This is a genomic window from Microbulbifer agarilyticus, assembly GCF_019800665.1.
Classification (GTDB): Bacteria; Pseudomonadota; Gammaproteobacteria; order Pseudomonadales; family Cellvibrionaceae; genus Microbulbifer; species Microbulbifer agarilyticus_C.
Map to the genome: position 1 here is coordinate 1 of NZ_JAHVKO010000003.1, position 26,024 is coordinate 26,024.

The window sequence follows — 26,024 nt, forward strand, 5'->3', positions numbered from 1 at the left end:
GACAGAGCTTGTTCATCAGAGGATGTTCGAAAACGAAATCGATGCGGTAGCTCATATCATCGAATACATTGAGTTCTACAACCGAGAACGGCTTCACTCCAGTCTCGGCTATCAATCGCATTCAGAGTATGAAAAACTGGCGGCATAAAGTGTCCACGAAAGTGGTAGCAGATCATGCCCCTGCCGGCGGCGTTAGGGCAGCGAGTTGCCATTAGAAAATATAGTTAGAAATTCTTATGAAAAAAATTCTATTCTTGGTTGCCTTTTTTCCTGCAATTTCATTTGCAGAGACAAAGCTAGATATCGCTAAAGATATTTTATTGGGCGATCAGCACGTGAAAGATACATTTAGCTCTATGGAGAGTATTTTTCATTCTCAACGCGAAGATGTCTTGGAGACCTTCGAGCCAAGCTATGACATGGAAAGCGTTCCATCAGAGTTTATAGCAATGGAAGAGCAGTTGTACTTGGATGTTTCAGCATCGCGAGTTTTCTTCGTAGATCAAAAACAATATGAAGACTCTATAGCAAGAGATCTTGCAGATTTTCTCACGAAAGATGAGCTTATTGAGTTGCGTAAATTATTGAAACATCCTGTTTTCAAGAAGTTGAATTCTATCAATGAGTCTATGATGAAAAGCTCGCAAGAATTTAGAAAGAATTGGCAGCAAAAAAATGCGGAACTACTTGAGGGGTTTCTTGATCGGTCTCAAGAAATCTCAAAGCGAAAAATCGAGTATTTCAAGCAACAACACTCTGAGGAGCTCTAACAATCATAGGTCGTATGCTACGGCCATTCGGGCCTCCGCGGGACGTTAGACATAATATTGTCAATCGAAAAATTACTAATCATTAGGGGTAAGAATGAAAAATTTTGAACAGATATTTGAACGCAATCTGTTTGCGAGTCGTTGGCTTTTAGTGCCGTTCTTTGTCGGATTAATCGCTGCGGTCTCCGTGTTGTTGCTGAAATTCATAAAAGAAATAGTACATATTGTTTTACACATAAATGAACTTAGTGGTTCAGAAGTTATTCTCCATATTTTAACGCTGATCGATATTTCTCTTATTGCTAGCTTAATTTTCATAATTGTATTTAGTGGCTATGAAAGCTTTGTTTCAAAGATAGAAGTGGAGGATGACGGAGACCGCCCAGGTTGGATGGGGAAGGTTGGGTTTGCGGGCCTAAAGATTAAAGTAATTGGATCTATCGTAGCTATATCATCAATAGAGTTGTTGAAAGTATTTTTAACAATGACCGAAGACAGTGATCAAACTCTGGTTATGTGGCGTGTTATTATTCATATGACATTCGTAGTCTCTGGCACGTTGATGGCCTTGCAAGAGAAGCTTAATTCTAGTCATTAACCTTAAATTAGTAGTCAATGTGGACTGAACCCAGAGCCGCTTCTTATAGCGGCGTCAAACTACAGTTAGATGGAGGTGGAGGCGGCAATCTGAATACAGATGTTTGTGGGTCGGTGCGACTATCAGCCCCTACATGGGGAGGCAGCTTGGTTTTGACCTCCACTGAATATGATCTTGCTGCGATATCTTCAGGTAAGTGAGCTTTTGCACAGTACATATACTGAGTGTTTAGACGAATTAAATTGAGGAAAATGATGATCTACAAAGGCAGCTGCCACTGTAAAGCCATTACTTTTGAAGTGGAGGCTCCAGAAAATCTTGACGTCGATCATTGTAACTGCTCAGTTTGTGCGAAGTCTGGATTTCTTCACCTGATTGTACCTCTCAATAAATTCAGGTTGCTGTCCGGGGGCGATTCGATTTCTACCTACACCTTTGGTTCCGGCGTTGCAAAGCACACCTTCTGTAAAGTATGTGGCATAAAGCCATTTTATACTCCCAGGTCAAATCCAGACGGTATCGATATTAATGTGAATTGCTTGGATACATTGCCAGCTTCGGTAAATATCACTGAATTTGACGGTCAGAATTGGGAGCAGCATGCGCATAAACTGGCCCATAAGAGTAAGTGAAGATATGCTGGCTACGGTGATCAGAATTCTATTTTTCCAAAGTCCATTATGAGTCGTGTCTAATGGGTAGCATTTCGCTACTCTGACAGTTAATTTCTTATCACGAGTAAAATTTAGGTTTAAAGGAAGTAGTCATGGGGCTAAATATCTATCTGTCCGGTGAAATCCACACAGACTGGCGCAAGCAAATTATCGATGGGTGTGCTGGGAGTGATTTTGTTTTTTCATCTGCAGTCACAGATCACGATGCCAGTGATGCGGCCGGCGATGTGCTTGGCGCTGAGGAGTCTGGATTTTGGCGTGATCACAAGTCGGCGAAGGTAAACGCAATTCGCACAAAAACACTAATCGAAAAATGTGATGTTGCGATCATTCGTTTTGGTGATAAGTACAAGCAATGGAACGCAGCGTTTGATGCTGGTTATTGCGCCGCCCTTGGTAAGCCATATATTACCTTGCATGCCGAAGATATCGTCCACCCCCTAAAAGAAGTGGATGCTGCGGCATATGCGTGGGCGACTACCCCGCAGCAGATCGTCGATATTTTGAATTATTTGGTTGGTAATCAATAGGTGGTAATCGCTGGTTTGTTCTGGGTGACCAATAGCTTCTCTGTGTTGGCCGCTATGTAAGCCAATGACGACTGTGATTGAGTGCGGCCACATGGTGATTTATGAGGCGTAAAGTTAAAGGGGGGCTGTTGTTTTTTCAGTTCTTTATTGCTGCTGCATTTCTAGGCGGTTTAACTTTTATGATTTCGATCAATCGCTATCCACTTGAGATGCTCTATCTCATTGGCAGTCTCTCCATTCTTACGATCTTGATCTATGGTAGGGACAAGTTGGCTGCGCTAACTGGGCGCCGACGTACCAGCGAGAATACCCTGCATCTGTTGTCATTCATTGGTGGTTGGCCCGGAGCCCTGTTAGGGCAGGCTCTATTCAACCACAAGACATCGAAACAGCCTTTCCGCCACATATTCTGGGTTTGTGTAATCTCGAACTTGGCGTTTATTGCATGGACTTTCACTAGTAATGGTGAATATTTTCTGTATAGATAGATTTGGGATATAAAGCAGGCTCTACGTGAAATTTCCGTTATCGTTTGGTAAGGCAGGTTTAGAGTGTGATGGTTAATGGGGTTGCTTGATATGACCTATGGACAACCAGTAACTAGGGCTGCGCATGTGACCAATGTGTTGGACTATGTGGGGAGCGCACGACGTCAGTACGCCCGCTTTGATCATTCCGGCAATTGGTAGGCCGTTAGGATTAGAGACTATTGGAATATATGAAAAAAATCGGACTATTTTCGTCTGTATTCTCGAGTTGCTTGTTTCTGGCTGGATGTATAGGGCCACCGGAAAAAACAGAATTTTACCAGGAATTGATTGGTCCCAACGTTTCTGGTTGCTTGAATGGTTATCACGTAGTCGAAAATGAAGGGCTTTGCGAAGACTTCCGCGTGGGCGATGTGTTTATTGAGGTGATGCCTCGTGGTTCTAAAAAATACTATCAAGATCCCGAAAAAAGCCCCTACAAGATCCCTGCGGTGGTATGTAGTGTTCAGCGTAAGAACGATTTTGATTTCAAAAATAATGTAAAGATCGACGATATAGTGGTCAGTACGAATACGGGAAAGAAGTTTACTGAATTTGAGTGGGGATTTGGTAATTACAATAGCGAGTGTAAGTATCTGTTTGTGAAGCCGCGATTGGATCTTAATGTAGAGGAGGATCGAGAGTTACACGTAAAAATTCGGATGACTGTACTTTCTCCGGAAGTAGCCACTAAGGAAATTAACTTCGCGTTTGAGGGTAAGTCTGAGTGGTATCTGCCTTTTTATGGCCCCTAACTCCTCGAGTAATTGTCTGAACAAACTTTTTTCTCTGCTACCAATCACCCGGATATGGAGGCTGTAGGGTGTTTTTTCCTTCTGCAAAAAACTGGCTGTTAGTTACTGCTTTTTTGATGCTGTCGCAAGGGTGTACAGACGGATTGGGACTCCCATCTGGTTCAGATGTTTTGGCGTTCGATTCTGCATTATGGAAAAGTGAACACTCTACAGTGGATTTCGATGACGACCTGATTTCGTCACGGCAGAAGATGTTGGGCGATCTGTTGCGGAATGTCATTCCTGGAAAAAGTGGTGATGAAATTCGTCATTTGCTCGGGGCACCTGCTGACATTCGTCGCGCCGGAGGGGGTTATGACTTCATCTACTACATGGGCCCGCAACGGGATTCATTTTTTCCTGTTGATTCCGAATGGCTACTGATTTGGTTGGATTCGGATGGGTACTTTGAACGTTACGAATTATATAGTGACTAGCACTAATTGCTGTACATTCGTCTGTTTCAACGCACTCAGTAAATAGTCCAGAAATGCACGGATTTTAGGGGAAACGCCTTTTCGACTTGGGAAAATTCCGTAGACACTTACGGATTTTCCACTCCAACCGGGCAGTACCTGTATGAGATTTCCTGCTTGTATATCTTGTTGGCATAGGTAATCAGGCAGTAGAGATATTCCCCCTCCGTTAATGACTTGCTGTTGGACACTGCTGAAATCGTTGCAGCGCATTTTCGGTTGGAATTCGAATGTATGTTCCTCTTCGCCGTTAAATAGCTGCCAGCGCGCTCGCTCGCTATTTGCGTTCATATGCAAGCAGCTGTGCTGATGTAATTCTTCTAGTTGTGTGATTTTGTCAGCTCTTCTGGTCTCTACGTATTGCGGGCTCGCATAGAGATTGAGCGATGCGGTGTAGAGCCTTCTGGATACCAGGTTTGAGTCCGGAGATTCTCCTGCACGTATCGCCAGGTCAAAACCTTCTTCAATGATGTCTACGCGTCGATTAGTGAGCATCATATCTACGTGCACCTCAGGGTATTGCTCGCGGAAAGTCGGCAATAGCGGGCTGATCAGCGCCTGGCCCAGCGTTACCGAGGTGCACAGTTTTATCCAGCCTTTCGGTTGCGCGCTGTGGGCTTCGATGACCTGTTCGGCGCTGCTAATTTCTTCTGCGATGCGCACACAGTGCTCGTAATAGAGTCGGCCTACCTCGGTGAGGTGCAGTGCGCGGGTAGATCGTTCAAGCAGCCGTGCGCCCAGGCTTTCTTCCAGGCGGGACACCTTGCGGCTGATATTGGATTTGGGCAGGCCCAGTTCGGTAGCGGCGCCGGTAAAGCTGCCCTGATCGACAACTGCCCGAAACACCATCATGTCGTTCAAATCGGTCATCGACAATTTACCGGCTTACCTGCCGCCTCCCTGAGCTCATCTTCGACTAATTGTTGTCAATAATAGAACAATGTGTACCAAAAAAGCATATTTGTCCACTTTTGGATACTAAATACACTGGTCTCAGTTACACAAATACAGTTACTGAGACGGTCTCTGGGAGAGATAAATATGCAAACACTCAAATTTGAAGACTTACCGCAGGGCGGTTTCGCCGGCCTGAAAGAGCGGCAATTTGTTACCGATCGCCGGGTGTTCCCGCGGGCAAGTGCTCAGGCCTTTGATGGTGTGGGTAACTTTGTCTATCTGGCGGATGCGAATTTTCAACCGTTCGGCGAGACGGGCCTGCACCCTCATCGAGAAATCGATGTGATTTCGGTTATGGTCGACGGACGTATTTCCCACGCTGGCTCACTGGAGCATGGTCAGGGGCTGGAGGCGGGTTATACACAGGTACAGCGAGCCGGCGCCGAGGGTTTTTCCCATAATGAGATCAATCCGGATGGGAAAGAGAACCACATGATTCAATTGTGGGTGTTGCCAGACCAGGCGGGCGAGCGCGCCGGATATAAGGTGTATGAGCCCAAGGTTGGGCAAGTACAGACGGTCTACGGTGGCCCCATGGGGCAGGACGAGACGTTTTACAGCGGTACTTCCATCGCGGTGGCGAATCTTGAGGCCGGTCAGCAAGTAGAGCATAACGGGGATGTGCTGGCCTTTTTGAGTAAGGGCGAAGGTAAAGTGAATGGTACGCGGGTTTCCGCGAGAACAGCGATTCGATCCAAGAGCGGCATCGCGCTTACCGCGCTCGAAGATGCGCAGCTGATTCTTGTCTATGTAAATTAATGTGTTGTTTCGTGTGCCCGGGTTGGATGCTTGGGCGCTCACTTGAAGCGAAGTCGGGAGCGGAAAATGAAAACGCGATTAACAGATACACCACAAATTCGGCCAAATCGTCATCTATCTGCATTGCTGACGTTTTTCGCGTTGCTGCCGCTGGTATATTTCATACCTCCATGGGTGGCGGCTTATGTGGATAGCCACTGGTGGGTTACGGTGATATCGGTAGGCCTTATTGTGCCGATGATTTCCTACGTGCTGTTGCCGGCAATGTTCACCGCGATTAGCCTTGTCAGCACGTCGCGTGAGGCGGAATAGCTAGCGCGCAATTTGAAATAATGTTGAGGAATTTGGTTGATGGCAGAGATAGTGATCAAACAGGAACGGCCGCTGGTGGAAGAGTTGTTGGCGCGTTATAAGGACGTGATTGGCAAGGACTTCCCCGGCTATCGCAATCATGTGTACCGTACTATCACTTACGCCATGTACTTTCTCGACAATGACGCGGCTGTGGAAAAGCTCGTAGAAACCGCGTTTGTTTATCACGATATCGGCTTGTGGACCGATCATGAGCTGGCCTATTTGGAACCGTCGGAAGCCATTGCGTTGGCGGACAATGAAAAATACGGCTGGGGGCTGGACCCGGAGGCGTTGCGCGGGGCCATTCACTGGCATCACAAGATCGCCCCTTACACCGGACCTAACGCGCGCATTATTGAGGCGTGCCGCAAGGCCGACTGGATTGATGCGTCCATGGGTACGGTACACAAGGGGCTGAGCAAGGCCACGATACGCGAGGTTGAAGCGGCCTTTCCAAACCTGGGTTTCCATAAAACCCTGCTGCGCCTGGCGAAGGATTATGGCGGCTCGACGCTGGTCGGCGGTATCAAGGTAACGCGCGGCATCGTGAAATGGTGATGCCGCGGTAATAGCTTACGCTTCCTGTAATCAGGATGCCCGCGTGCTGAGCATATGCGCTTGCTGGTCAGGTAGTGGCAGCTGGGGCAGGGTGGAAACCGCCTGCAACAGCCCTTGCTCGTACAGCTGCGCGGCTTTGTCTTTTTCGCCGAGGGCATACAGCAGTCGCGCCAGCTCGGCGGAGGTCTCCGGGTCCGAGCGCAGCAGCAGGCTCTTTTCAAAATACTGCCGCGCCTTGCCCCAGATTTGATTGCGCAGGTACAGGCGCCCCAGGCAGGTAAGAAGATCGGCGTTCTCCCCGTATTCCTTTTGCCAGCCTTCGGCGATGGTGACCTGCTGACTGGCGTCGGCGCCGGTCAGATGCCCGTACAAACGCACGGTATCGGCGCGCCATTCCCGGTTCAAAATCCAGCGCAGGTGTTTTTCCGCTTCAACGTCGTCGCCCACCTTGTGCAGCATTTCCCCATAAAGATTGCGCAGTTCGATATTGCGTTGCCAGCGCCCACTGAGGCTGTGCCAGGTTTCGCGTAACTTCTCTTTATCGTCGCGATTGGCGGCGTCGCGCAGCAGGTTCTGGTAGACCTCGAGCTCCAGCTGCTGGAACTGCGATTCGGGCATGCTGCCGTGTTTTTCGAGTCTCGGTAACAGCTCGCGCAGGCCGTGCCATTCGCCGATGTTGTAATAGGCCTGGCGCAGCAGTTGCAGCAGAGCTGGGTGATTGGGTTCCTGCTGCATGGCGCGCTGCAGGCTGGCGATGCACTGTTCGTAGTGCTTGTCGAGTAATTGCATGCGTGCCTGGCTAATGGCCACAGCGAGTTGGGTGTCATCGCCGGTGGCCTCGGCCTTGGCCAGAAGCTCGTTGGCTTCGTCCCGGTATCCGAGTTCGAACGCACTGCGCGCGGCCGCCAGGTAGTTGATGATCGGCGCATCGGAGCGCGCGGCGCTTTTTAGTAGTAATCTTCGCGCGCGTGCCCAGTTACCTTCCATAAACTCCACCAGGCCGTTGGTAAGCCGGCGGCGTGCGATACGGCTGCGGCCAAAGCGAATGCGGCTGACGCTGCCACCAATCGCACGCGCCACACTGCGCAGCAACCAGATAAACAGGAACAGCGCGAGTATGCCAAGGGCCAGGCCGCCGATGGCGACCCACAAGTTCATTTCAATACGTTTCCCACCATCCCCACCGATCATTAACAGCAGGTAGCCGGGGTAGGAGCGCATGGCCTCGGCGAGGAAGGCGCCGCCGAGTAGTAGTAGAAGAGTAAACAGAAGGAAGCGTTTCACCAGTCGCTACCTCCGTTGTCGCTGTCTGGGGTTTGCCCGGAGGAAACCTTGTGCATTTTTTCGATGTAATTGCGCAATGCGGTCTGCGACGCGCTGAGGTTGGGTAGCTCGACTTTGACTTTTTCCTGCGCGAGTTCTTCCAGCTCACGCAGGATTACCTGGCGCTGCGGGTTGTCCACGCCATAGTCCAGTAGCAGCTGACGCGCGTGATTAATCGAATCCTTGAATACGGTGTCATCCGCGCGCAGCACTGCCAACTCGGCCTGTTCCATATTCAGGCGCAGGCTCTGGCGGAAACGGGTTTCACTCTGTGGCGACAGCAGTACCGGGTCCACTTCGCCATCGCGAATGCGTACGGAGCCTTTGAGAAAGTTGAGGAAGTTATCCCAGCTTGAGCGGAAGTGTGCCTCGCCGATCTCAGGGTTTTCATTCTGCTGCTGGATGGCGGCAGCATCGCGCTTGGCCAGGTCGAACTGGGGCTGGATGTTCAATTTCACCATCTGCTCCTCCAGGGCGCGCAAACGCAGGTAGAGGCCTTCGCGGTCCACGTTTTCCACTAGCTTGAGCGCGGTGATATCGCGGGACAGCTGCTGGCGCACGCCATATAAATCCGGCATGTCTACGTCGCGGATAATTTTGTCGACTTCCTGCAGCAGGCCAAGGGCGGAGCGGCTGTCTTGCTCCAGCATCAGGCGCTGGTTGGCCAGGCGCAGCAGGTAATCCGCCTCGGCCAGTTGCCAGTCCTCGCGGCTGGCATTGCCCAATTGGCTCAGGCGATTACCCTGCGCGGTGACATTGCGCTGCACGCCAGCCAGCTGTTGCTGTAGCTGTTCGATTACCTGATTTTGTTGTTCCAGTTGCTGGCGCAGGCCTTTGATCAGCTCAAGGTTCTGGTTCACCGGCGGCGTGGGTGATGTTGCCGACGGTGGCGTGGGCTGGGATTCGCCGGGCTGCAGTATGGGTTGCTCGGGTACTGGTGGCTGCGCGGTGGTGGTTTGCGCGTTGTCGGCTGTTGTGCTCTGGTTATTGGTCGGCGCTGCGCCTGTAACGCTGCTGGCAGTGTCGTTACCCGTGGCGGCGGGTGTAGAGGATGCGCTGTCGCCGCCCTGCGATTGGTCGCTGGCTGCCGCTGCATTGTCCTGGCTGGCGGTGGTGCGGCCACTCTGCGAAATGGTTTGTGTGTCGGCAGCGAAATACCGGCCTACCAGCGGTAGGTTCTGCAGGTGGCTGTTGGCTTGGGTGCGCACACTGGGAATGAAGTACCAGGCGGCGACCGCGAGGGCGATGAGTGCCAATAGAAGTAACCAGAACCAGGTCCAGCCGCTGCCCTTCTTTGCGGCGTGGGGTTTGGTTGGGGCTTTTGTCTTTGCTCCGGTCTTTGAGCCGCCGGTTTTTGCTGCGGCTTTGTCACCCTTTTTGCCGTCTGTACCGCGGTCTTCTGCGGCCTTGGCGAAGTTGCTCTTCGGCTCCGCCTTGTCTGTCACCGTAGGCACGTCTTTCTGATTATTGCTTTTTTTATCGTCCGGCGTGGCGGAAGCTGGGGCTTTTTTATCGCTCATGGGCTCGCTTGCTCAGGGTGGATGCGTGGGGGCACCGGTCGTTCTGGCGGTTGTCAGGGCGGTGGACTGCACGGAGGCCGCTAGAAAATTTGTCGCCAAATTATAGCGACTGCAGCGGTTCTTTATAGGAAGTCTGGCGCGGAAATAAAATTTTTTACCGTGATCGGCGAAATTTCAGCAATGACGGGAGGAAACTGCTTCGCTCAATGCGTCCAGCATGGCAGCGTCGCCAGCGTTCTTGGCGGAAAAAACCTTGCCGAAGCCGAGGGCCAGCGCCTGTTCGGCGACCCGCTGGCTGGGCAGGATCAGGGGGCAGTCGTTAAGTGATGCGCGTTTGCCGGTTTCTTCCAGCGCGCGCTGCAGGTTTTCCAGGGTTTCCCCACTGTGCAGGGTAATGGCATCGGGGGTGTGCGCGTAGCTGCGCAGTTGCTCGCAGGCAGCACTCGGCAGCAGGCGCTGGTAAAGCTCGCAGTAGTCGACGCGCGCGCCGCGCTCTGCCAGTGTCTGGCCTATCAGCGGGCGCCCGCCCTGGCCGCGAAAGAGGATGACACGTTCGCCATCGGGGTTTTGCAGCGGTGGCAGCCCAAGAAGCGCCTCCGAATCCATCGCGGCACTGTCGCACGATTCAGGCTCGGCGCCGCGGGTGCGGATCGCCTTGGCCGTCGCTAAACCGATGGCGTAGTAACGCGGCCCCTGCGGCAGTTGTGGCCAGTAGTCATCCAGCCAGTCGAAGCCGAATTGCACCGCGTTCTGCGAGACGAAGATGGCGTGATCGAACTGGTCAAAATCCATAATCAGGCTTTTTATGGCCTGTACGGCGTCCGCATCGGTTACCGGCTCGATAGCCAGCATTGGAATGCTGTCCACCATCGCTCCCTGCGCTTGCAGCAGCGCCTGCCAGCGGTCGCTCTGGTGCGCGGGGCGAGTGATCAGAATGCGCTGGCCGGCGAGAGGTGGGGTCATTGCTATGCAGTCGAATTAAATGGCGGCGAGGATCTCGTCGGCGCCGGCCTGCAGCAGTTGCTCGGCCAGGCGGATGCCGAGGGATTCCGCTTCGTCGATAGAACCGTGGACCTCGCCGCGCAGCATGGTTGCGCCGTCGGGGCTGCCCACCAGGCCGCGCAGGTAGAGCTGAGTTTTATCTTCGTCACTGAAAATTGCATAGCAGCCAATCGGCACTTGGCAGCCGCCATTCAGGCGGCGCACCATGGCGCGTTCGGCGTCGAGGCGGAAGCGGGTCTCATCGTGCTGCAGTGGTGCCAGCAACGCTTCCAGCGCCGGGTCGCGGCGGCATTCGATGCCCACGGCGCCCTGGCCGCCGGCAGGCAGTAACACTTCCGGTTCGATGTAGGCGGCGATGCGCTCGCGCATCTCCAGACGCAGCAGGCCGGCGGCGGCGAGGATGATGGCGTCGTACTCGCCGGCGTCCAGTTTGGCCAGGCGGGTATTCACGTTGCCACGCAGGAATTTGACCTCGAGATCCGGGCGCACCGCCAGCAGCTGACACTGGCGGCGCAGGCTGGAGGTGCCAACTACCGCGCCCTGTGGGAGATCTGCAAAGGAGGCGTAGTGACTACTCACAAAGGCATCGCGCGGGTCTTCGCGTTCGCAGATCACCGGCAGGTGCAGGCCTTCAGGGAATTCCATCGGCACGTCTTTCATGGAGTGCACGGCGATATCTGCACGGCCTTCCAGCATGGCTTTTTCCAGCTCTTTCACAAACAGCCCTTTGCCACCCACCTTGTTCAGGGGAATGCTGAGCAGCTGGTCGCCGCGGCTGGTCATGGGCAGCAGTTCCACGGTGAGATCCGGATGGTGCCGCTCCAGTTCACCCTTGACGAAGTGGGCCTGCCACAGGGCCAGCGCGCTCTCGCGGGTAGCGATGCGGACAGTGGAGATCGGGGAGCTGGTGGCGTTGTTTGATTCGGACATGCGCGGAAACTGGCTGGACTGATGTTGCGCGCAAGTTTACCAGCTTGCGCGCCGGATTACCGGCCAGTGCATCAGGTGGTGGCGACGTTGCGCAGCCAGTCCTCGAGAAAGATGCGCGCGGCGATGGAGTCTACCGGCTGGTCTGCGTAGTTGCCGCGATGTCCGCGGTCGCGCGCTTCGTCTTTGGCGGCGCGGGTGCTGAGGCGCTCATCGGCATATTCCACCGGCAGCCCCAGGCGGCCGTGCAGGCGCTGGCCAAATTTGCGCGCGCGGGCGCCAAATTCGCTTTCACTGCCGTCCATGTTGAGCGGCAGGCCAACCACCAGTACCTTGGGTTTCCATTCGTCGACGATACTCTGTACCCGGTTCCAGTCGGGCTTACCGTCTTTGGCCGGCAGTGGGTCCAGTTCACGGGCACTGCCGGTGAGGCTCTGACCGTAGGCCAGACCAATGGAACTGGTGCCGAAGTCGAAGGCGAGGGCGGTGATGGCTTTCATTGCGTAAAACGTAACCCTAAGCGTGACCGGACTGGGTGCCGATCCCGCTCAGGTCAATCCCGTGGCGCGCGGCGGCGGCCTGCCAGCGTTTTTCCCACGGGGTGGCAAATAGAATTTCGGCAGAGGCCGGCAGTGTCAGCCAGGCGTTTTCGGCAATTTCTTCTTCCAGTTGCCCGGGACCCCAGCCGGCATAGCCGAGTGCCAGTAGCACATCGTCGGGGCCGCGGCCGGCGGCGAGGGATTCAATGATGTCTTTGGAGGCGGTCAGGCTGATGTCCTCAGAGACCTCGGCGGTCGAGGCGAACTGCATGCCGCGGCCGTGCAGCACAAACCCCTGTTCCTGGGCCACCGGGCCACCCACCAGTACTGGTTCATCACCGCGCAGACTGACGTCGTCGAGTTCGAGCTGGGAGAACACTTCTTTCCAGGTCACTTTACTCGGCGCATTGATGACCACGCCCATGGTGCCGTCGGCACTGTGCTCGCAAACAAATGCGACCGCATGCACGAAGCGCGGATCCTGCATGCCGGGCATGGCCAGAAGTAGTTGGCCGCGCAGGCTGTTGCTGGTGAGATCGCTGTCGAGCTTATCGGTATTTGTGGGTTGCATGGTGCTAGTTTAGAGGCTGTCAGCCGCGGCTGGGAGATTTACTGGCGGTGGTGGAGAAGCCAGTCATTTCAAAGCGCCAGGTGCGGATGATTTCCAGCCGGTCTGCCTGCTGGCGAATTTCGGCGGGGAAGGGTGCGAACGGCGCCGCCAGGCGCACAATCTGCTGTGCGGCATCGTCGAGGATGGGTTCGCCGGAGGACTCCAGGATGACCACTTCTTCGACCGCGCCGGTGGGCAACAGGCGCACCATCATACGCAGGTCGCCGGTGATCTGCCGGGCGAGGGCTTCTTCGGGGAAGTTGTCGTTGCCAACTGCTTCTACCTTCTGGCGCCAGTCGTGCAGGTAGGCCGCATCAGGGGAGGCCTTGGTGGCGACCGAGGTGAGGCGGCGTACCCGTGGGCGCTGGGCAATGGTCTGGCGAATCTTGTCGAGGCGCGCCTGCAGGCTGGCGATTTCCGGGTTGGTGGGCGGTAAATCTGACGGTGCGTCACCGCGCTTTTCTTCCGAGCGCTTGTCCTCGGCGGGAAGCTCCGGTGCCTGGGTGGGACTGTCGCCGATGGTGGTAATTAGCTGGCGCAGCTGGTCTGCCGGGCGCGCGGCCTGTTGTTGGGGCAGGGGGTTGACCTGCCGAATACTGGTGTCGGCAATCTCCGCGTGGCGGTCGGTAGACAGCTCTTTGGGTGTTTCCGCGGTGCCGCTGGCTTGCTGGTTGTGCTGTGCCAGGTAGTCGGCGTCTTCCGGCGCATCCATGGAGCGGTGTTGGGCCAGGGTTACTTCCAGTGTCGGCGGTGCCTCACTGGCTTCTGGTGCGGTAAACGCAACGCCGAATATCAACAGCGCATGCAGGGCGCAGGCCAGAAACAGGGCAAAGGTAAACCGATCACCCTGGGACGACTGGTTGTCCGGGGCGGGTGGCGGTGTCTGGCGCTTGGGCTGGCTGGGAGCTGCGGTCATTTTGGTTATTGTTTTTACTGCGGTTGCGGTTACTTCTGCTCGATTTCAGCATTCATCGGCCCGATCGGGTGTGTCGGGCCGGATGCTGGGCCATTCGCTGGGCAGTTTATCCCTTTTTTGCCAATCGGTCTGTGATCGCGCGCATCAGCATGCCGCCGATATCGGTACCGAAGGCAGCGTCAATTTCCCGTACACAGGTGGGGCTGGTCACGTTGACTTCGGTGAGATAGTCACCGATTACGTCGAGGCCGACAAACAGCAGTCCCTTATCTTTAAGGGTGGGGCCGACGCGGCGGGCAATTTCCAGGTCGCGTTCAGTGAGTGGGCGCGCTTCGCCGCGGCCACCTGCCGCCAGATTGCCGCGGGTTTCCCCTGCTTGTGGGATGCGCGCGAGGCTATAAGGCACCGGCTCGCCGTCCACAACCAAAATGCGCTTGTCGCCGTCCTTGATCTCGGGAATGTAGCGCTGCCCCATAATCTGGCACTGGCCGTCTTCGGTGAGAGTCTCGAGAATCGCACCAATATTGCTGCCATCCGGCTTGACGTGAAAGATGCCGGTGCCACCCATGCCGTCGAGGGGCTTGAAAATCACATCCTGGTGTTCGCTGTGGAAAGCGCGCAGTTGCTGCATGTCACGGCTCACGATTAGTGGCGGGATGCAGTCGGCAAAGTGGGTGGCGAAAATCTTTTCGTTGCAGTCGCGCAGGGACTGCGGCTTGTTGGCAACCAGGGTGCCGGCGCGCTCGGCGGCTTCGAGAATATAGGTCGCGTAGATGTACTCGTTATCGAACGGCGGGTCCACGCGCATCAGCAACACATCGAGGTCGCCCAAGTGCACCGGCTTGCGCTCGCCGAGTTTGAACCAGTTTTGCGGGTCTTCGAACACCTGCAGCGGCGCACCGTTGCCCATCGGCTTGGCGCCGTCGAGATACAGGTCTGCCTGTTCGAAATAGTACAACTCAAATCCTGCGCGCTCGGCCGCCAACAGGAGGGCGAGGGAGGTGTCTTTCTTGAAGTTGATATTGGCAATGGGGTCCATGACCACGCCGAGAGTCTGGCTCATAGAATGTCCGTCAAACTGAACTTGCTGGGTGGGGCGCGCCAAGAGTGGGTGGCCGCGCAACGGGTAAGGTAAGAGTAGTGTCCTCACTCTGCAAGCTGCCTGTGTAGAAGCGCTGGTGAGTAAAGTGCGGCACCGCTCACAAAATGATCATTGTGCGCTGCCACACTCGGACGTCGCTAGATTCACCAGGTCATCTGTGATACAAGTTTGCATCTGATCTGCGTCCGCCGGTCACTGGGTTTGCGAAAGTGCGCAAGCCCTCCCCAGGTGGCTGTTCGCAGCAACGATCGGACCCCGTAATGAGGTTGTAAAGACAGGCCCGGCGCTCACGGCCGAGATGCCTGAAAATAAGTAGAAGGGGATTTGGGAACACACTATGGAGCTCAACTGGGAAAGTCTCACCGTGATGGTGATTGACGACAGTAAAACCATTCGTCGCACAGCAGAAACGTTGCTGCAAAAAGCAGGTTGCGCGGTGGTTACCGCCACCGATGGTTTCGATGCGTTGGCGAAGATCGCCGATTCGCGTCCGGACATTATCTTTGTGGACATCATGATGCCGCGTCTCGACGGTTATCAGACCTGCGCGCTGATCAAAAACAACAGCGAATTCCGCAGTACACCTGTCGTAATGCTGTCCAGTAAGGATGGCCTGTTCGACAAGGCCAAGGGACGCGTGGTTGGTTGCGATCAATACCTGACCAAGCCGTTCAGTAAAAGCGAACTTCTGGGCGCAATTTCCGCCCATGCCAAACCGCATCACGCAGCCTGAGAATAACTTCTCATTCAAGGCGTGAAACCCTTGGCAGAAATGGCGTAGACTACTGCATCCAGCCACACTGGTGCCGGTCAACGATCTTAAAAGTGATCGAAAGTCATGAACGTCAGTGTCGTTTGCAATAAATAACAAAGCGTATGGTCACCCTCCTTAAAGTGAGAGTGATCAGTGCCAACAACATCCGCCCGGTAAAATTGCGATGGCCGGAGTGGACAACACTATCTCGGGGGACAAGATGGCCAGAGTGCTAATCGTCGATGACTCGCCAACCGAAACTCACAAACTGACCACCATTCTTGAAAAGAACGGTCACGCCGTGCTTACCGCCACCAATGGCGAGAGCGGTGTGGATGTGGCGCGTGAACAGCGCCCCGACGTTATCCTGATGGATATCGTGATGCCGGGCCTGAATGGTTTCCAGGCCACTCGTCAGCTGAGCAAGGGTGGCGAGACCGCTGGCATTCCCGTCGTGATTGTTACCACCAAAGATCAGGACACCGACCGTGTCTGGGGTATGCGCCAGGGTGCTAGCGCCTACCTGACCAAGCCGGTCGACGAGGGTAAGTTGCTCGGTACTATCGCGGAGGTGTTGGCCTGAGGCCGACGTTGAGTCTCCGTGCAATCAACGCTTACCCCCTATCTCGCGCTCGTCGATATCGCCAACCGCGCCAAGGCGCAGGCTAAGGGGCTGCCCGCCCGTCAGGAAATCAAACCCTACTGGACGGGCATCGGATTTTCTCTGCTGGGACAGCGCTTTGTCGCCGCCATGGAAGACGTGGTGGAACTGCTCGAGGTCCCTCAGTACACCTTCATCCCCGGGGTCCAGCCCTGGGTGCGCGGTGTGGCCAATGTACGTGGTCGCCTGCTGCCGCTGTTTGACCTGGCTGCTTTCTTTGGTGGCCATCTCGCAAATTCTCGCCAGAGCCGCCGCGTACTGGTGCTTGAGCATGAAAAACTCTACGCCGGGCTGATCGTGGACGAGCTGCATGGTATGCAGCACTTGGCGCTCGAATATGGGCAGATGCCACCGGCGGACCTTGCCGAACCCTTCGCGCCCATGGTGAGCGGCCAGTTTGTGCTGCAGCAGGGGCGCTGGTTTGTGTTCGATTTGCAGGCGCTAATGAACGATTTTCAATTTGCGGATGCCGCGGCTCACTAAGCCGCGGCATTCTGCGTTACAGGCGTAGGCACTCGTGTTTGCGCCGACTCGCACTGGCGGGTCAATGAGGTGCGGTAGCATCCGTACGTCATATCAGTGTCCGGCCCTGATACTGCTGCGGCAGAGGGTACCGGTCACGAACCGTAGTCGGCCGTGGCCGGTATTGGGGATGTCCGCATTGCGGGCAATTGGGGTTGTGAGGCCAGAGGGTCTCAAAAGTGGTGAAAACAAGAATTGGCCTGAGGCACAGGTCCGCCAGGAGTAAATTATGAAAACAGGCTCCCAGAATTCATTTTCCGCGTTGCGCAGTAACCCTGCCGCGCTGTTTATGTTTTTCTTGGTACTCGCCACACTGGCGGGGCTGATCGTCAGCATCTATTTGGTGCAGAGCCACGCTGACCGGGATCAGACATACCTGGAAGACGTTGCGGAAATGCGCGCTCTTTCTTACCAGCTGGTGTCCTACGCACCGGCTGCTACTGCAGGCGACGAGCAGGCGTTCGCGGATCTGGAGCAGGTTGTGAACCAGATGGCTGCGACCTGGAGTGGTTTGCAGGGCATGGATCAGGGCAGCCGCCGCGCGCTGGAGGCTGAGCTGGGTGGCTACGGCCAGGTTTGGCGCCAGATGCGTGAGCAGGCTGACACCATTATCGGTAACAAAGATTCCATTATCTTCCTGAACGACGTGGCGAGCACCCTGAACGACTCACTGCCGGAACTACAGGCAGAGCACAACAACATCGTGGAAATTCTGCTGGCCAACAATGCACCGGCCAACCAGGTAGAGCAGGCCCAGCTGCAGGTATGGCGTGCGGAGCGTATCGGTCGAAACATCGATAAGATGCTGCAGGGTGGTGACGACGCGGAAGCCGCGGCCGACCAGTTCAACACCGATGCCAGCTTGTTCGGTAAGGTGGTAGACGGCATGAAGGGCGGTGACGTGGTGATGGGAATCTCCCGCGTTACCGACAGCGAGGCCCGTGAGTCTCTGGAAGAAATTACCGAGCTGTTCGAATTCGTAAGTTCTTCCGTACGCGAAATCTTCGAAGCAACACCGGCACTGTTTGCGACCCGTCAGGCCGCTGACGGTATTGCTACTTCTTCTCCAGAGCTGCTGGAAGCCCTGTCCACACTGAACGACCGGATTGTTAGCCTGTCCAGTGAGCGTCAGCCGAACAACCAGACCATTGCCATTATTGCCGGTGTTTTCGTGCTGCTGATCTTCGGCATGATGGTCACCGCATTCTCCGGCGCACGTCGAAGCCTGAAAGAAGAGTCCGAAACCAACGAGCGTAACCAGCAGGCGATTATGCAGCTGCTGGACGAACTGGCCGACCTTGCAGACGGTGACCTGACCACCTCCGCAACGGTAACCGAGGCCTTCACCGGTGCGATCGCGGACTCCATCAACTACACCATTGACCAGCTGCGGGTACTGGTATCCCGAATCAACGGCACTGCGCAGGAAGTATCGTCCCTGTCGCAGGAAACCCAGCAGACCGCACTGCACCTCGCCGAGGCCTCTGAGCACCAGGCGCAGGAAATTGCCGGTGCATCTGCGGCGGTGAATGAAATGGCGGTGACCATTGACCAGGTATCTGCGAACGCCGCGGAATCTGCCCAGGTAGCAGAACGCTCGGTACAGATCGCAAGTAACGGTGCCAAGGTGGTACAGAACACCATCAAGGGCATGGATACCATCCGTGAACAGATTCAGGACACCTCCAAACGAATCAAGCGACTGGGTGAATCTTCCCAGGAGATTGGTGACATCGTAAGTCTGATTAACGACATTGCGGACCAGACCAACATCCTCGCACTGAACGCCGCGATCCAGGCCTCTATGGCCGGTGACGCAGGTCGAGGCTTCGCGGTGGTAGCGGACGAGGTACAGCGCCTCGCGGAACGTTCCGCTGCGGCAACCAAGCAGATTGAAGGCCTGGTAAAAGCGATTCAGTCGGACACCAACGAAGCGGTGGTTTCGATGGAATCCACCACCACCGAGGTGGTGCGCGGTGCTCGCCTGGCCCAGGACGCGGGTGTTGCTCTGGAGGAGATCGAAACGGTATCCACCAACCTCGCATCCTTGATTCAGAACATCTCCAACGCGGCACGCCAGCAGGCCTCGTCCGCGGGTCACATCTCCAACACGATGAACGTGATTCAGGAAATTACCTCGCAGACTTCTGCCGGTACCCAGGCTACCGCACAGTCCATTGGTAACCTGGCCCAGACCGCATCCAGCCTGCGTGACTCCGTTGCCGGCTTTAAGCTGCCGCAAGCGGACGACGTGGAAGGTGAAGGCGATCTGTACGATAGCGATCTGGCACAGTTGTCCGAAGAGTTTCCGATGCTGGATGACGAGTCTCTTGAGGGCGCGATGGCCGAAGAAGATGGCCTCGCCGCACTATCTCAAGAAGAGCGTGAAGACCGGGCTCTGGCCTGATTTACCGCACATTCTGATAACGACAAAGCGGACGCCCTCACTGTCGATTCTGTGAGGGTGTAAAGCAGCCCGCGACGGGTGACTCCCTGAGCCCCGTTGCCGGGCGGGCAAATTGAATTACCGAGGACTTGGCGTGAGTCACGACAATCCCAATTTTGTGGCCCTGGATTGGCTGATAGGCGAAATCAACGAGACGCTGGCTCAGGCGCGCCAGCAGCTGGAGACTTTTGCCTCGGATTCCGCCGCTTCCGACAATTCCAGTGATGTCTCTGATTCCGCAGATAGCCTGCTAAAGAATTGCCTTAGCCTGATTCATCAGGTCCACGGCAGTTTGCATATGGCGGAGCTGACCGGTGCCGCGATGCTCGCCGAAGAGATGGAGCAGCTGGTACAGGCACTCGCCAGCGGTGAAGTCGAGAACAGCGATGAAACGCGCGAATTCCTGATGCGCGCCCTGCTCGAGCTGCCCCTCTATCTGGAAAAAATTGCCTTCCAGCGCCGCGACAACGCGGTGCTGCTGCTGCCTTTGCTGAATGATTTGCGCGCGGTGCGCCGCGAGCGCCTGATCACCGAAGGTGCCCTGTTCTCCCCGGATTTGTCTGCGCTGGAACAAGTAAGTGGCCAGCGCCAGCCGTTGCTGGGTAATAAAGCAAAACTGCAGGAGCTGGTTACCAAGCTGCGCAAGATGTATCACGTCGCGGCCGCCAGCCTGATCCGCGACGTGAACAGCGGTGAAAGCCTTGCTTACCTGGGCAAGGTCAGTGAAAAAATGGCGCTGTTGTATAGCGGCAGCCAGCGTCAGCACCTGTGGGAAATTGTCCAGGGCCTACTCGAGGGCATCGCTGACCACCGGGTGAATGTCCTGCCCGCCCTGCGCCAGCTGCTTCGCCGTATCGATGTCGAATTCCGCCTGCTCGCGGGACAGGGTGCACGCGTTCTCGATGTGCGTCCGGACCGCGATCTCATCCGCAATCTGCTGTTTTACGTTTACCTGAGCGGCCCGAATGGCCCGCGCACCTCTGCGCTGTATCAGAAATTCGCGCTGGACCGCGCCGTGCCTGGCACGCCGCGTCCGGATACCGAAGATGCGCTGGCGATGGGGCCGGAGGCGATGGGTACCGCAGTGGCCGCACTGCGTGAAGAACTCGGCAGCGTGCGTGAAGCGCTGGACCCGAGTATCAGCACCGCCGAGCGTGCGCCGCTTTCCGACACCGCGATTGTTGCCAAGCGTATTGCCGATACCCTGGGTGTCATGGGGCTGGAGAATCAGCGTACCCGCGCCCGCAGTATTTACGAATATCTCCGTGATGCGTCTCGCGTTGCTGCACCCGACGATTTGTTAATGCAGGCCGCATCCGAACTGGTACAGCTCGACTCCGGTCTCGCCGCCGCTGCGGAGCGCGATCGCAAGGTCGATAGCGAATCGCCACTGATGGGTGAGGCCACCGAACAGGTACTCCGCGAAGCCCGCATTGGTCTGGAAACCGTGAAAGAGGCGGTGGTGGAGTACATCGCCAGCCACTGGGATGCCGGGCATCTCGCCCAGGTTCCCAAGCGTCTGCAGGAAGTCTGTGGTGGCCTGGAAATGGTGGGCTACGGCCGCGCTGCGGAAATTGTGGGTGCCTGCCGCGGGTATATCGAAGAGCGTTTGATCAATGCCGGCGATCAGCCGGACTGGAAGCTGCTGGATACCCTTGCGGATGCGGTTACCAGCGTCGAGTACTACCTCGAGCGCCGTGCCGATGGCATCGAAGATGCCGACATGTTGCTGGCACTGGCGGAAGAAAGCGTGGCAACGCTGGGTTACGCGGTCGCCGAAGGCGATGTGTTCCCTGGGGCAACCGATGGCGCAGCTGCCGGTGCCATGAGCGGTCTCGAGCTGCCCGAAGAGCCCGTCAAAGAATCTGCTGAGACGGTCGTTGCAGCACCTGTTTCCGACGAGGAAGAGCAGGCACTGGATGGGTTTGAGCTTTCTCTCGAGCTGGAAGAGGATGTGCCCGTTGCCAAGCCGGAGGCTGAGGCCGATCCGCTGGCCGCACTAGCGGGAAGCCTGGTCGAGGAGCCCTCGGGTATCGACGACTCCGAGCCATCGATTGTTATTGAAGATGCGCCGTTTGCCGAGCAGGAAGAGCCTTCATTGGTTGAAGAAAGCTGGTTTGCGGAAGAGAGCGCTGCCGACCCGGCGCCCGTCGAGACTGTTACTGCGAGCGAGACCGCAGCCGCGGAACACCCCTCGGAGCTCATCGTGGAGCAAGTTACGCAGCAGCCTGCTGCCGTTCTGCCTCCGCTGGACGATGACGACGATACCAGCATTATCGACGATGAGATCGTCGAGATTTTCCTCGAGGAAGCCGGTGAGGTTCTCGAGACCATCAATCACTACTTCCCCCTGTGGGCAGCCAATTTTGGCGATCGCGAGTCGCTGGTGGAGTTCCGCCGCGGTTTCCACACCCTGAAAGGCTCCGGCCGCATGGTCGAAGCACTGGAAGTTGGTGAGCTGTCTTGGGCTGTGGAAAACATGCTCAACCGTGTGCTGGATGAAACCGTTTCACCGGCGCGCGCCCATGTCACATTGATCGAGATGGTGCTTGCCAAGTTGCCGTCCATGGTAGATGGCTTCCGCACCCGTACTGGTGACCCGGATCCGGCCCGCACGACCGAGCTGGAGGGTTGGGCGAAACAGCTTTCCCAGGGCCAGGTGCCCGATGCGCTGCTGGAGTCTGATGCTGCCGGCACTACCGAGGCTGCCGGCGCTACCGAGGCTGCCGCTGCTGCACCAGCCGTTGCCGACGAAGCGCAGCTTGAAGCGGATGAAAATGCCCAGTTGTGGGAAATCTTCGCCCAGGAGGCGGAAACCCACCTGGCGACGGTGGCGGAATACCTCGCTGAAATGCAGCGCCAGGCTCCGCTATATGACATTCCGTCTGATCCATTCCACCGCGCCCTGCACACCCTGAAAGGCTCTGCCCATATGGCAGAAGTCACCCAGGTAGCGGAGCTGATGGCACCGTTGGAGCGCTTTGCTAAAGAGCTGCGTACCTATCAGGTCGCGATTGATAGCGATACTTACGACCTCATTAGTGACGGCGCCAGCTATGTACGTGAGGTGCTGCAGCAGATTTACCGTCGCGAGCCACTGCATGTGGAGCGCAGCGATCAGTTCCTCGCGCGAGTGGCGGAACTGCAGGAGCGTGCCGTAGGCCACCTGATTCGCGAACGCGAAGCCAACGAGCCGAAGGCCGTGGATCCCCAACTGCTGGCGGTGATCATGGCCGACGGCATGAAGGTACTGCTGGACGCGGACGAGATGCTCAACCGCTGGCGCGCTGCGCCGGGTGATCGATCGATTATTTTGCCGGTTGCGGAAGAGCTTGATGTTCTGCAGCAGGCCGCAGGCCAGGCTCAGTTACCGACACTGCAGGAACTGGCCAACCTTTTGTTGGCCGTGTATCGCCAGGTGATCGATGGTCATCTGGAAGAGGAGCCAGCACTGTGGGCATCCCTTGAGCAGGGCCACAATGAATTGCTGGATCTGGTCGATGCGGTCGCTGCGTCAACCGATTTGCCGCAGGTCAGTGATGCGGTGGGCGAGGCCCTGCGCACTCTGGCGCAAGGGGACGACAGCGGCGAAGAGGAAGATATCGACCTCTCCGAGTTTGGCATCGATGCCAGCGAATTCGCTTTCGATGAGGCGGCTGTCCAGGAAGATGTACAGTCCACAGCGGAGATCGACGGGGTTTCAGCGATCGCCGCAGATGACCTCGGTGAATTGGGCTTCGATGACCTGGTTGCAGAACAGCAGGCGGCCGATGACAACGTAGTCGATGGTATTGTCGATGACGAACCTGCCGAGCTCGAGCTTGTTGCGGATGAGGTCATTGATGCAGCCGGCGTGGTTGAAGATGAGCCGGAACTGACCGTGGAATGGTTGGAGGCCGAGTTATCTGCCGGTGAGCAGGACGAATCCTCCGCGGATGCTCTCCTAAGCGATGTAACCCCGGCGATTGAGCCCGAAATCGTGGAACCGACAGTCTCCGAGCCTGTGACCCACGAACCTGAACTCGAAGCAAAATTTTCCGCGCCCGAGCGTGACGTCGTTGAGCGCCTGATGGCCGAGCCAACCGCGGCTCCGGTAGAGGCCGCAACCCCTGCGCCGAGTGCTGCGGTTGCAGCTCCGCAAGCGCCATCCGGTGAAATTACGGATGCGCAACGCGCGCTACTGGCCGATATCGATCCCGATGTCGTAGAGGTTTTCCTTGAGGAGGCCTCCGACTTGATGGACGAGCTGGAAGAGTTGGTCCAGAACTGGGAGCAGGCCCCCGACGACAATGCCATGCCTGAAGCCCTCAAGCGTGTGCTGCACACCTTCAAAGGTGGTGCACGCATGGCGGCTCTGATGGGGCTTGGTGAAGTCGCCCACCGCTTCGAGACCGTAATCGAAAACATGCAGAGCGGCAGCGTTCCGTCTGCGAATTTCTTTGCCGACGCACATGGTATTTACGACCGTCTCGCTGCCGGTGTGGAAACCGTGCAGGCGTGGATGGGCGGTGAAGAGTTGCCCGCATTCTGCGCGCTGCTGGAAACCCAGTGGGCCGATGCGCACGCCGTACCCAGTGAGGCGGCACAGGGTGTAGCGCCGACAGGGGGCACCGGCGAAGCGGGCCAAGAGAGCCAAGTTAGCCAAGTTAGCCAAGAGAGTATCGTTGTCGATACCACGGCGGTTGAAATAGAGCAGGCGCCCGTTGTAGAAGCGCCGGCCTCCCCGACCGTAGAGACTCCGCCAGCGATAGTTGAACCGGCACAAGTTGAGCCGGCACCTGCGGCAAGCAGCAATGTGCTGCCTTTTGTGCGCAAATCGAAAAATGTCGGTGAGCGCGATGGCGGTCAGCCGCGCAACCAGCCCCAGGAAATGGTACGGGTCGCATCCGAGCTGCTGGAAGAACTGGTGAACCTCGCCGGTGAGACCTCTATCTCCCGTGGCCGCCTGGAAGAGCAGGTTGGTGAGTTCGGCCTCGCGCTCGATGAAATGGACTCGACCCTGTTGCGCCTGAACGAGCAGCTGCGTCGCCTGGATAAAGAAACCGAAGCACAGATTCAGTTCCGCCAGGAGCAGGATGTAGATTTTGACCCGCTGGAAATGGACCGCTACTCGTCCTTCCAGCAATTGTCGCGCTCCCTGCTTGAGTCCACCTCAGACTTGCTTGATTTGCGTCAGACTCTGGGCAACAAGGCACGGGATACCGAGACCCTGTTGTTGCAGCAGTCGCGCGTAAATACCGAGCTGCAGGAAGGTCTGATGCGTAGCCGCATGGTACCTTTCTCACGCCTAGTGCCGCGCTTGCGCCGTATCGTGCGTCAGGTGAGTGCCGAGCTGGGTAAGCAAGTGGATCTGGTGTTCTCCAACGTGGAGGGCGAACTGGATCGTTCCATGCTGGAGCGCATGGTGGCGCCGCTCGAACATATGCTGCGTAACGCGGTCGACCACGGTATTGAATCTCCACAAGAGCGTCGCGACGCCGGTAAGCCAGAGCGCGGCCGTATCGCCGTTGCTGTCGCCCGTGAGGGCAGTGAGGTGGTACTGACCATCAGTGATGATGGTTCCGGTATCAACCTGATGCGGGTGCGTGAAAAGGCGATCGAAAGCGGCTTGATGCGCCCGGACGCCGAGTTGTCCAACAATGAAATCATGCAGTTTATTCTGCAGGCCGGTTTCAGTACCGCAGATCAGGTCACGCAGATTTCGGGACGCGGTGTGGGTATGGACGTTGTATCTGCCGAGATCAAGCAGATCGGTGGCTCGGTCACTATCGGCTCGCAGGCAGGCCAGGGGACCGAGTTTGTGGTACGCCTGCCATTTACGGTATCGGTAAACCGCGCGTTGATGGTTAAGGTGGGCGACGACCTGTTCGCCATGCCACTGAATACCATCGAGGGTATCGTGCGCCTGAGCCCATTCGAGCTGGAGCACTATTACCGCACACCGGAAGCCCGGTTTGAGTATGCCGGCGAGCCCTATCAGGTGAATTATTTCGGCAGCCTACTGCAGTCGTCCGCACAGCCGCGTCTGGCGGTAGAGGACATGCAGATGCCGGTGCTGCTGGTGCGCTCCGACAATACCGCGATGGCACTGCAGGTCGATGCAATCCTGGGCAGCCGCGAGATCGTGGTGAAGAGCCTCGGCCCGCAGTTTGCGGGGGTGCAGGGGGTATCCGGTGCGACGGTTACCGGTGACGGTACCGTGGTGGTGATTCTCGATGCGCACGCACTGCTGCGCAAACACTCCGCGCAACTGGCGCGCCCGGAAACACCGCTGCTGGAAGAAACACCAGCCGAAAGTGGGCGGGAGGAGCCGGAGACCCAGAAGCTGGTCATGGTGGTGGATGACTCGGTAACCGTACGCAAGGTGACCACGCGCTTCCTGGAGCGGGAGGGTTTCCAGGTGATTACTGCAAAAGACGGACAGGATGCAATTATCCAGCTGCAGGATGTTATTCCCGATGTGATGCTGCTGGATATTGAAATGCCGCGTATGGACGGCTTTGAGGTAGCGCGAAATATCCGCTCCAGCAGCCGCCTGCGGGATATTCCGATCATTATGATCACCTCCCGTACCGGTAAGAAACACCGTGATCACGCCTTGTCCCTCGGGGTAAACCACTATCTGGGTAAGCCGTATCAGGAAGAGATCCTGCTGGACGCTATTCGCGACTTTACCGAGGTAAAGGCAGATTCCTAATGACGGCG

The 26,024-nt window shown here is 56.4% G+C and carries 25 protein-coding genes; 16 read left to right on the top strand and 9 right to left on the bottom strand.

The genetic code is table 11. The features are described from left to right. The 8 genes from KUV22_RS05765 to KUV22_RS05800 form a co-directional block, all read left to right on the top strand. Positions 1-148 (top strand): IS3 family transposase (locus tag KUV22_RS05765; protein WP_222230385.1); only part of this gene is annotated, 148 nt, incomplete at its 5' end. Positions 149-236: 88 nt separating this feature from the next. Further along, entirely contained in the window at positions 237-770 is a 534-nt protein-coding gene (locus KUV22_RS05770) for a hypothetical protein (protein WP_222229285.1), read from the top strand. Positions 771-864: 94 nt separating this feature from the next. Next, positions 865-1,368 (top strand): TIGR00645 family protein, encoded by a 504-nt coding sequence (locus KUV22_RS05775; protein WP_222229286.1) that lies wholly within the window; start codon positions 865-867, stop codon positions 1,366-1,368. 251 nt (positions 1,369-1,619) lie between these two features. Then, on the top strand, positions 1,620-2,000 hold the full coding sequence (locus tag KUV22_RS05780; protein WP_261319220.1) for a GFA family protein: 381 nt from the start codon (positions 1,620-1,622) through the stop codon (positions 1,998-2,000). A gap of 134 nt (positions 2,001-2,134) precedes the next feature. Continuing rightward, positions 2,135-2,572, top strand: coding sequence for a YtoQ family protein (locus KUV22_RS05785; RefSeq protein ID WP_222229288.1), 438 nt, complete (start codon positions 2,135-2,137; stop codon positions 2,570-2,572). A 209-nt stretch (positions 2,573-2,781) separates the two neighbouring features. Further along, positions 2,782-3,060, top strand: a complete 279-nt coding sequence (locus tag KUV22_RS17545) for a DUF1294 domain-containing protein (protein ID WP_390625265.1) — start codon at positions 2,782-2,784, stop codon at positions 3,058-3,060. A 230-nt stretch (positions 3,061-3,290) separates the two neighbouring features. Beyond that, positions 3,291-3,854 carry a hypothetical protein gene (locus tag KUV22_RS05795; RefSeq protein WP_222229292.1) on the top strand — a complete coding sequence of 188 codons (564 nt, stop codon included), beginning with the start codon at positions 3,291-3,293 and terminating at the stop codon, positions 3,852-3,854. Positions 3,855-3,922: 68 nt separating this feature from the next. Then, complete coding sequence (locus KUV22_RS05800) at positions 3,923-4,330, top strand: hypothetical protein (protein WP_222229294.1); 408 nt, start codon at positions 3,923-3,925, stop codon at positions 4,328-4,330. Here the strand turns inward: KUV22_RS05800 and KUV22_RS05805 are convergent. Next, a complete protein-coding gene (locus KUV22_RS05805; RefSeq protein WP_222229296.1) occupies positions 4,316-5,239 on the bottom strand; it encodes a LysR family transcriptional regulator in 924 nt (307 codons plus the stop codon). The genes KUV22_RS05800 and KUV22_RS05805 overlap by 15 nt on opposite strands. A 171-nt stretch (positions 5,240-5,410) precedes the next feature. Between KUV22_RS05805 and KUV22_RS05810 the strand changes: the two genes are divergently transcribed. From KUV22_RS05810 to KUV22_RS05820, 3 genes are all read left to right on the top strand, one after another. Beyond that, positions 5,411-6,085 carry a pirin family protein gene (locus KUV22_RS05810; protein WP_222229299.1) on the top strand — a complete coding sequence of 225 codons (675 nt, stop codon included), beginning with the start codon at positions 5,411-5,413 and terminating at the stop codon, positions 6,083-6,085. 66 nt (positions 6,086-6,151) lie between these two features. Beyond that, a complete protein-coding gene (locus KUV22_RS05815) occupies positions 6,152-6,397 on the top strand; it encodes a hypothetical protein (protein WP_222229301.1) in 246 nt (81 codons plus the stop codon). Between the two features lie 39 nt (positions 6,398-6,436). Then, complete coding sequence (locus KUV22_RS05820) at positions 6,437-6,997, top strand: hypothetical protein (RefSeq protein WP_222229303.1); 561 nt, start codon at positions 6,437-6,439, stop codon at positions 6,995-6,997. 30 nt (positions 6,998-7,027) lie between these two features. On the opposite strand, the gene KUV22_RS05825 is transcribed toward KUV22_RS05820, so the two are convergent. The 8 genes from KUV22_RS05825 to gshB form a co-directional block, all read right to left on the bottom strand. Then, a complete protein-coding gene (locus tag KUV22_RS05825; RefSeq protein ID WP_077399670.1) occupies positions 7,028-8,281 on the bottom strand; it encodes a heme biosynthesis HemY N-terminal domain-containing protein in 1,254 nt (417 codons plus the stop codon). Then, the gene (locus KUV22_RS05830; RefSeq protein ID WP_222229305.1) at positions 8,278-9,840 is read right to left on the bottom strand and encodes a uroporphyrinogen-III C-methyltransferase; all 1,563 of its coding nucleotides are present in this window, start codon (positions 9,838-9,840) and stop codon (positions 8,278-8,280) included. Before KUV22_RS05830 ends, KUV22_RS05825 begins: the two co-directional genes overlap by 4 nt. A 174-nt stretch (positions 9,841-10,014) precedes the next feature. Then, positions 10,015-10,803, bottom strand: coding sequence for a uroporphyrinogen-III synthase (locus tag KUV22_RS05835; RefSeq protein WP_222229307.1), 789 nt, complete (start codon positions 10,801-10,803; stop codon positions 10,015-10,017). Between the two features lie 15 nt (positions 10,804-10,818). After that, complete coding sequence (gene hemC / locus KUV22_RS05840; RefSeq protein ID WP_222229309.1) at positions 10,819-11,772, bottom strand: hydroxymethylbilane synthase; 954 nt, start codon at positions 11,770-11,772, stop codon at positions 10,819-10,821. 71 nt (positions 11,773-11,843) lie between these two features. After that, positions 11,844-12,269, bottom strand: coding sequence for a Holliday junction resolvase RuvX (gene ruvX, locus KUV22_RS05845; RefSeq protein ID WP_222229311.1), 426 nt, complete (start codon positions 12,267-12,269; stop codon positions 11,844-11,846). Between the two features lie 16 nt (positions 12,270-12,285). Continuing rightward, complete coding sequence (locus tag KUV22_RS05850; RefSeq protein ID WP_222229313.1) at positions 12,286-12,879, bottom strand: YqgE/AlgH family protein; 594 nt, start codon at positions 12,877-12,879, stop codon at positions 12,286-12,288. A 19-nt stretch (positions 12,880-12,898) separates the two neighbouring features. Then, positions 12,899-13,834, bottom strand: a complete 936-nt coding sequence (locus KUV22_RS05855; RefSeq protein ID WP_222229315.1) for an energy transducer TonB — start codon at positions 13,832-13,834, stop codon at positions 12,899-12,901. Between the two features lie 106 nt (positions 13,835-13,940). Next, the gene (gene gshB / locus KUV22_RS05860; RefSeq protein WP_222229317.1) at positions 13,941-14,897 is read right to left on the bottom strand and encodes a glutathione synthase; all 957 of its coding nucleotides are present in this window, start codon (positions 14,895-14,897) and stop codon (positions 13,941-13,943) included. A gap of 376 nt (positions 14,898-15,273) precedes the next feature. On the opposite strand from gshB, the gene pilG reads away from it, so the two are divergent. From pilG to KUV22_RS05885, 5 genes are all read left to right on the top strand, one after another. After that, the gene (gene pilG, locus KUV22_RS05865) at positions 15,274-15,669 is read left to right on the top strand and encodes a twitching motility response regulator PilG (RefSeq protein WP_010132439.1); all 396 of its coding nucleotides are present in this window, start codon (positions 15,274-15,276) and stop codon (positions 15,667-15,669) included. 241 nt (positions 15,670-15,910) lie between these two features. Further along, complete coding sequence (gene pilH, locus KUV22_RS05870) at positions 15,911-16,273, top strand: twitching motility response regulator PilH (RefSeq protein ID WP_077399693.1); 363 nt, start codon at positions 15,911-15,913, stop codon at positions 16,271-16,273. 18 nt (positions 16,274-16,291) lie between these two features. After that, entirely contained in the window at positions 16,292-16,834 is a 543-nt protein-coding gene (locus KUV22_RS05875; protein ID WP_222229318.1) for a chemotaxis protein CheW, read from the top strand. A 268-nt stretch (positions 16,835-17,102) separates the two neighbouring features. Then, positions 17,103-19,280 (top strand): methyl-accepting chemotaxis protein, encoded by a 2,178-nt coding sequence (locus tag KUV22_RS05880; protein WP_222229320.1) that lies wholly within the window; start codon positions 17,103-17,105, stop codon positions 19,278-19,280. A gap of 133 nt (positions 19,281-19,413) precedes the next feature. Further along, positions 19,414-26,016: an Hpt domain-containing protein gene (locus KUV22_RS05885; protein WP_222229322.1), complete on the top strand. Its 6,603-nt coding sequence runs from the start codon at positions 19,414-19,416 to the stop codon at positions 26,014-26,016. Positions 26,017-26,024: the final 8 nt, after the last annotated feature.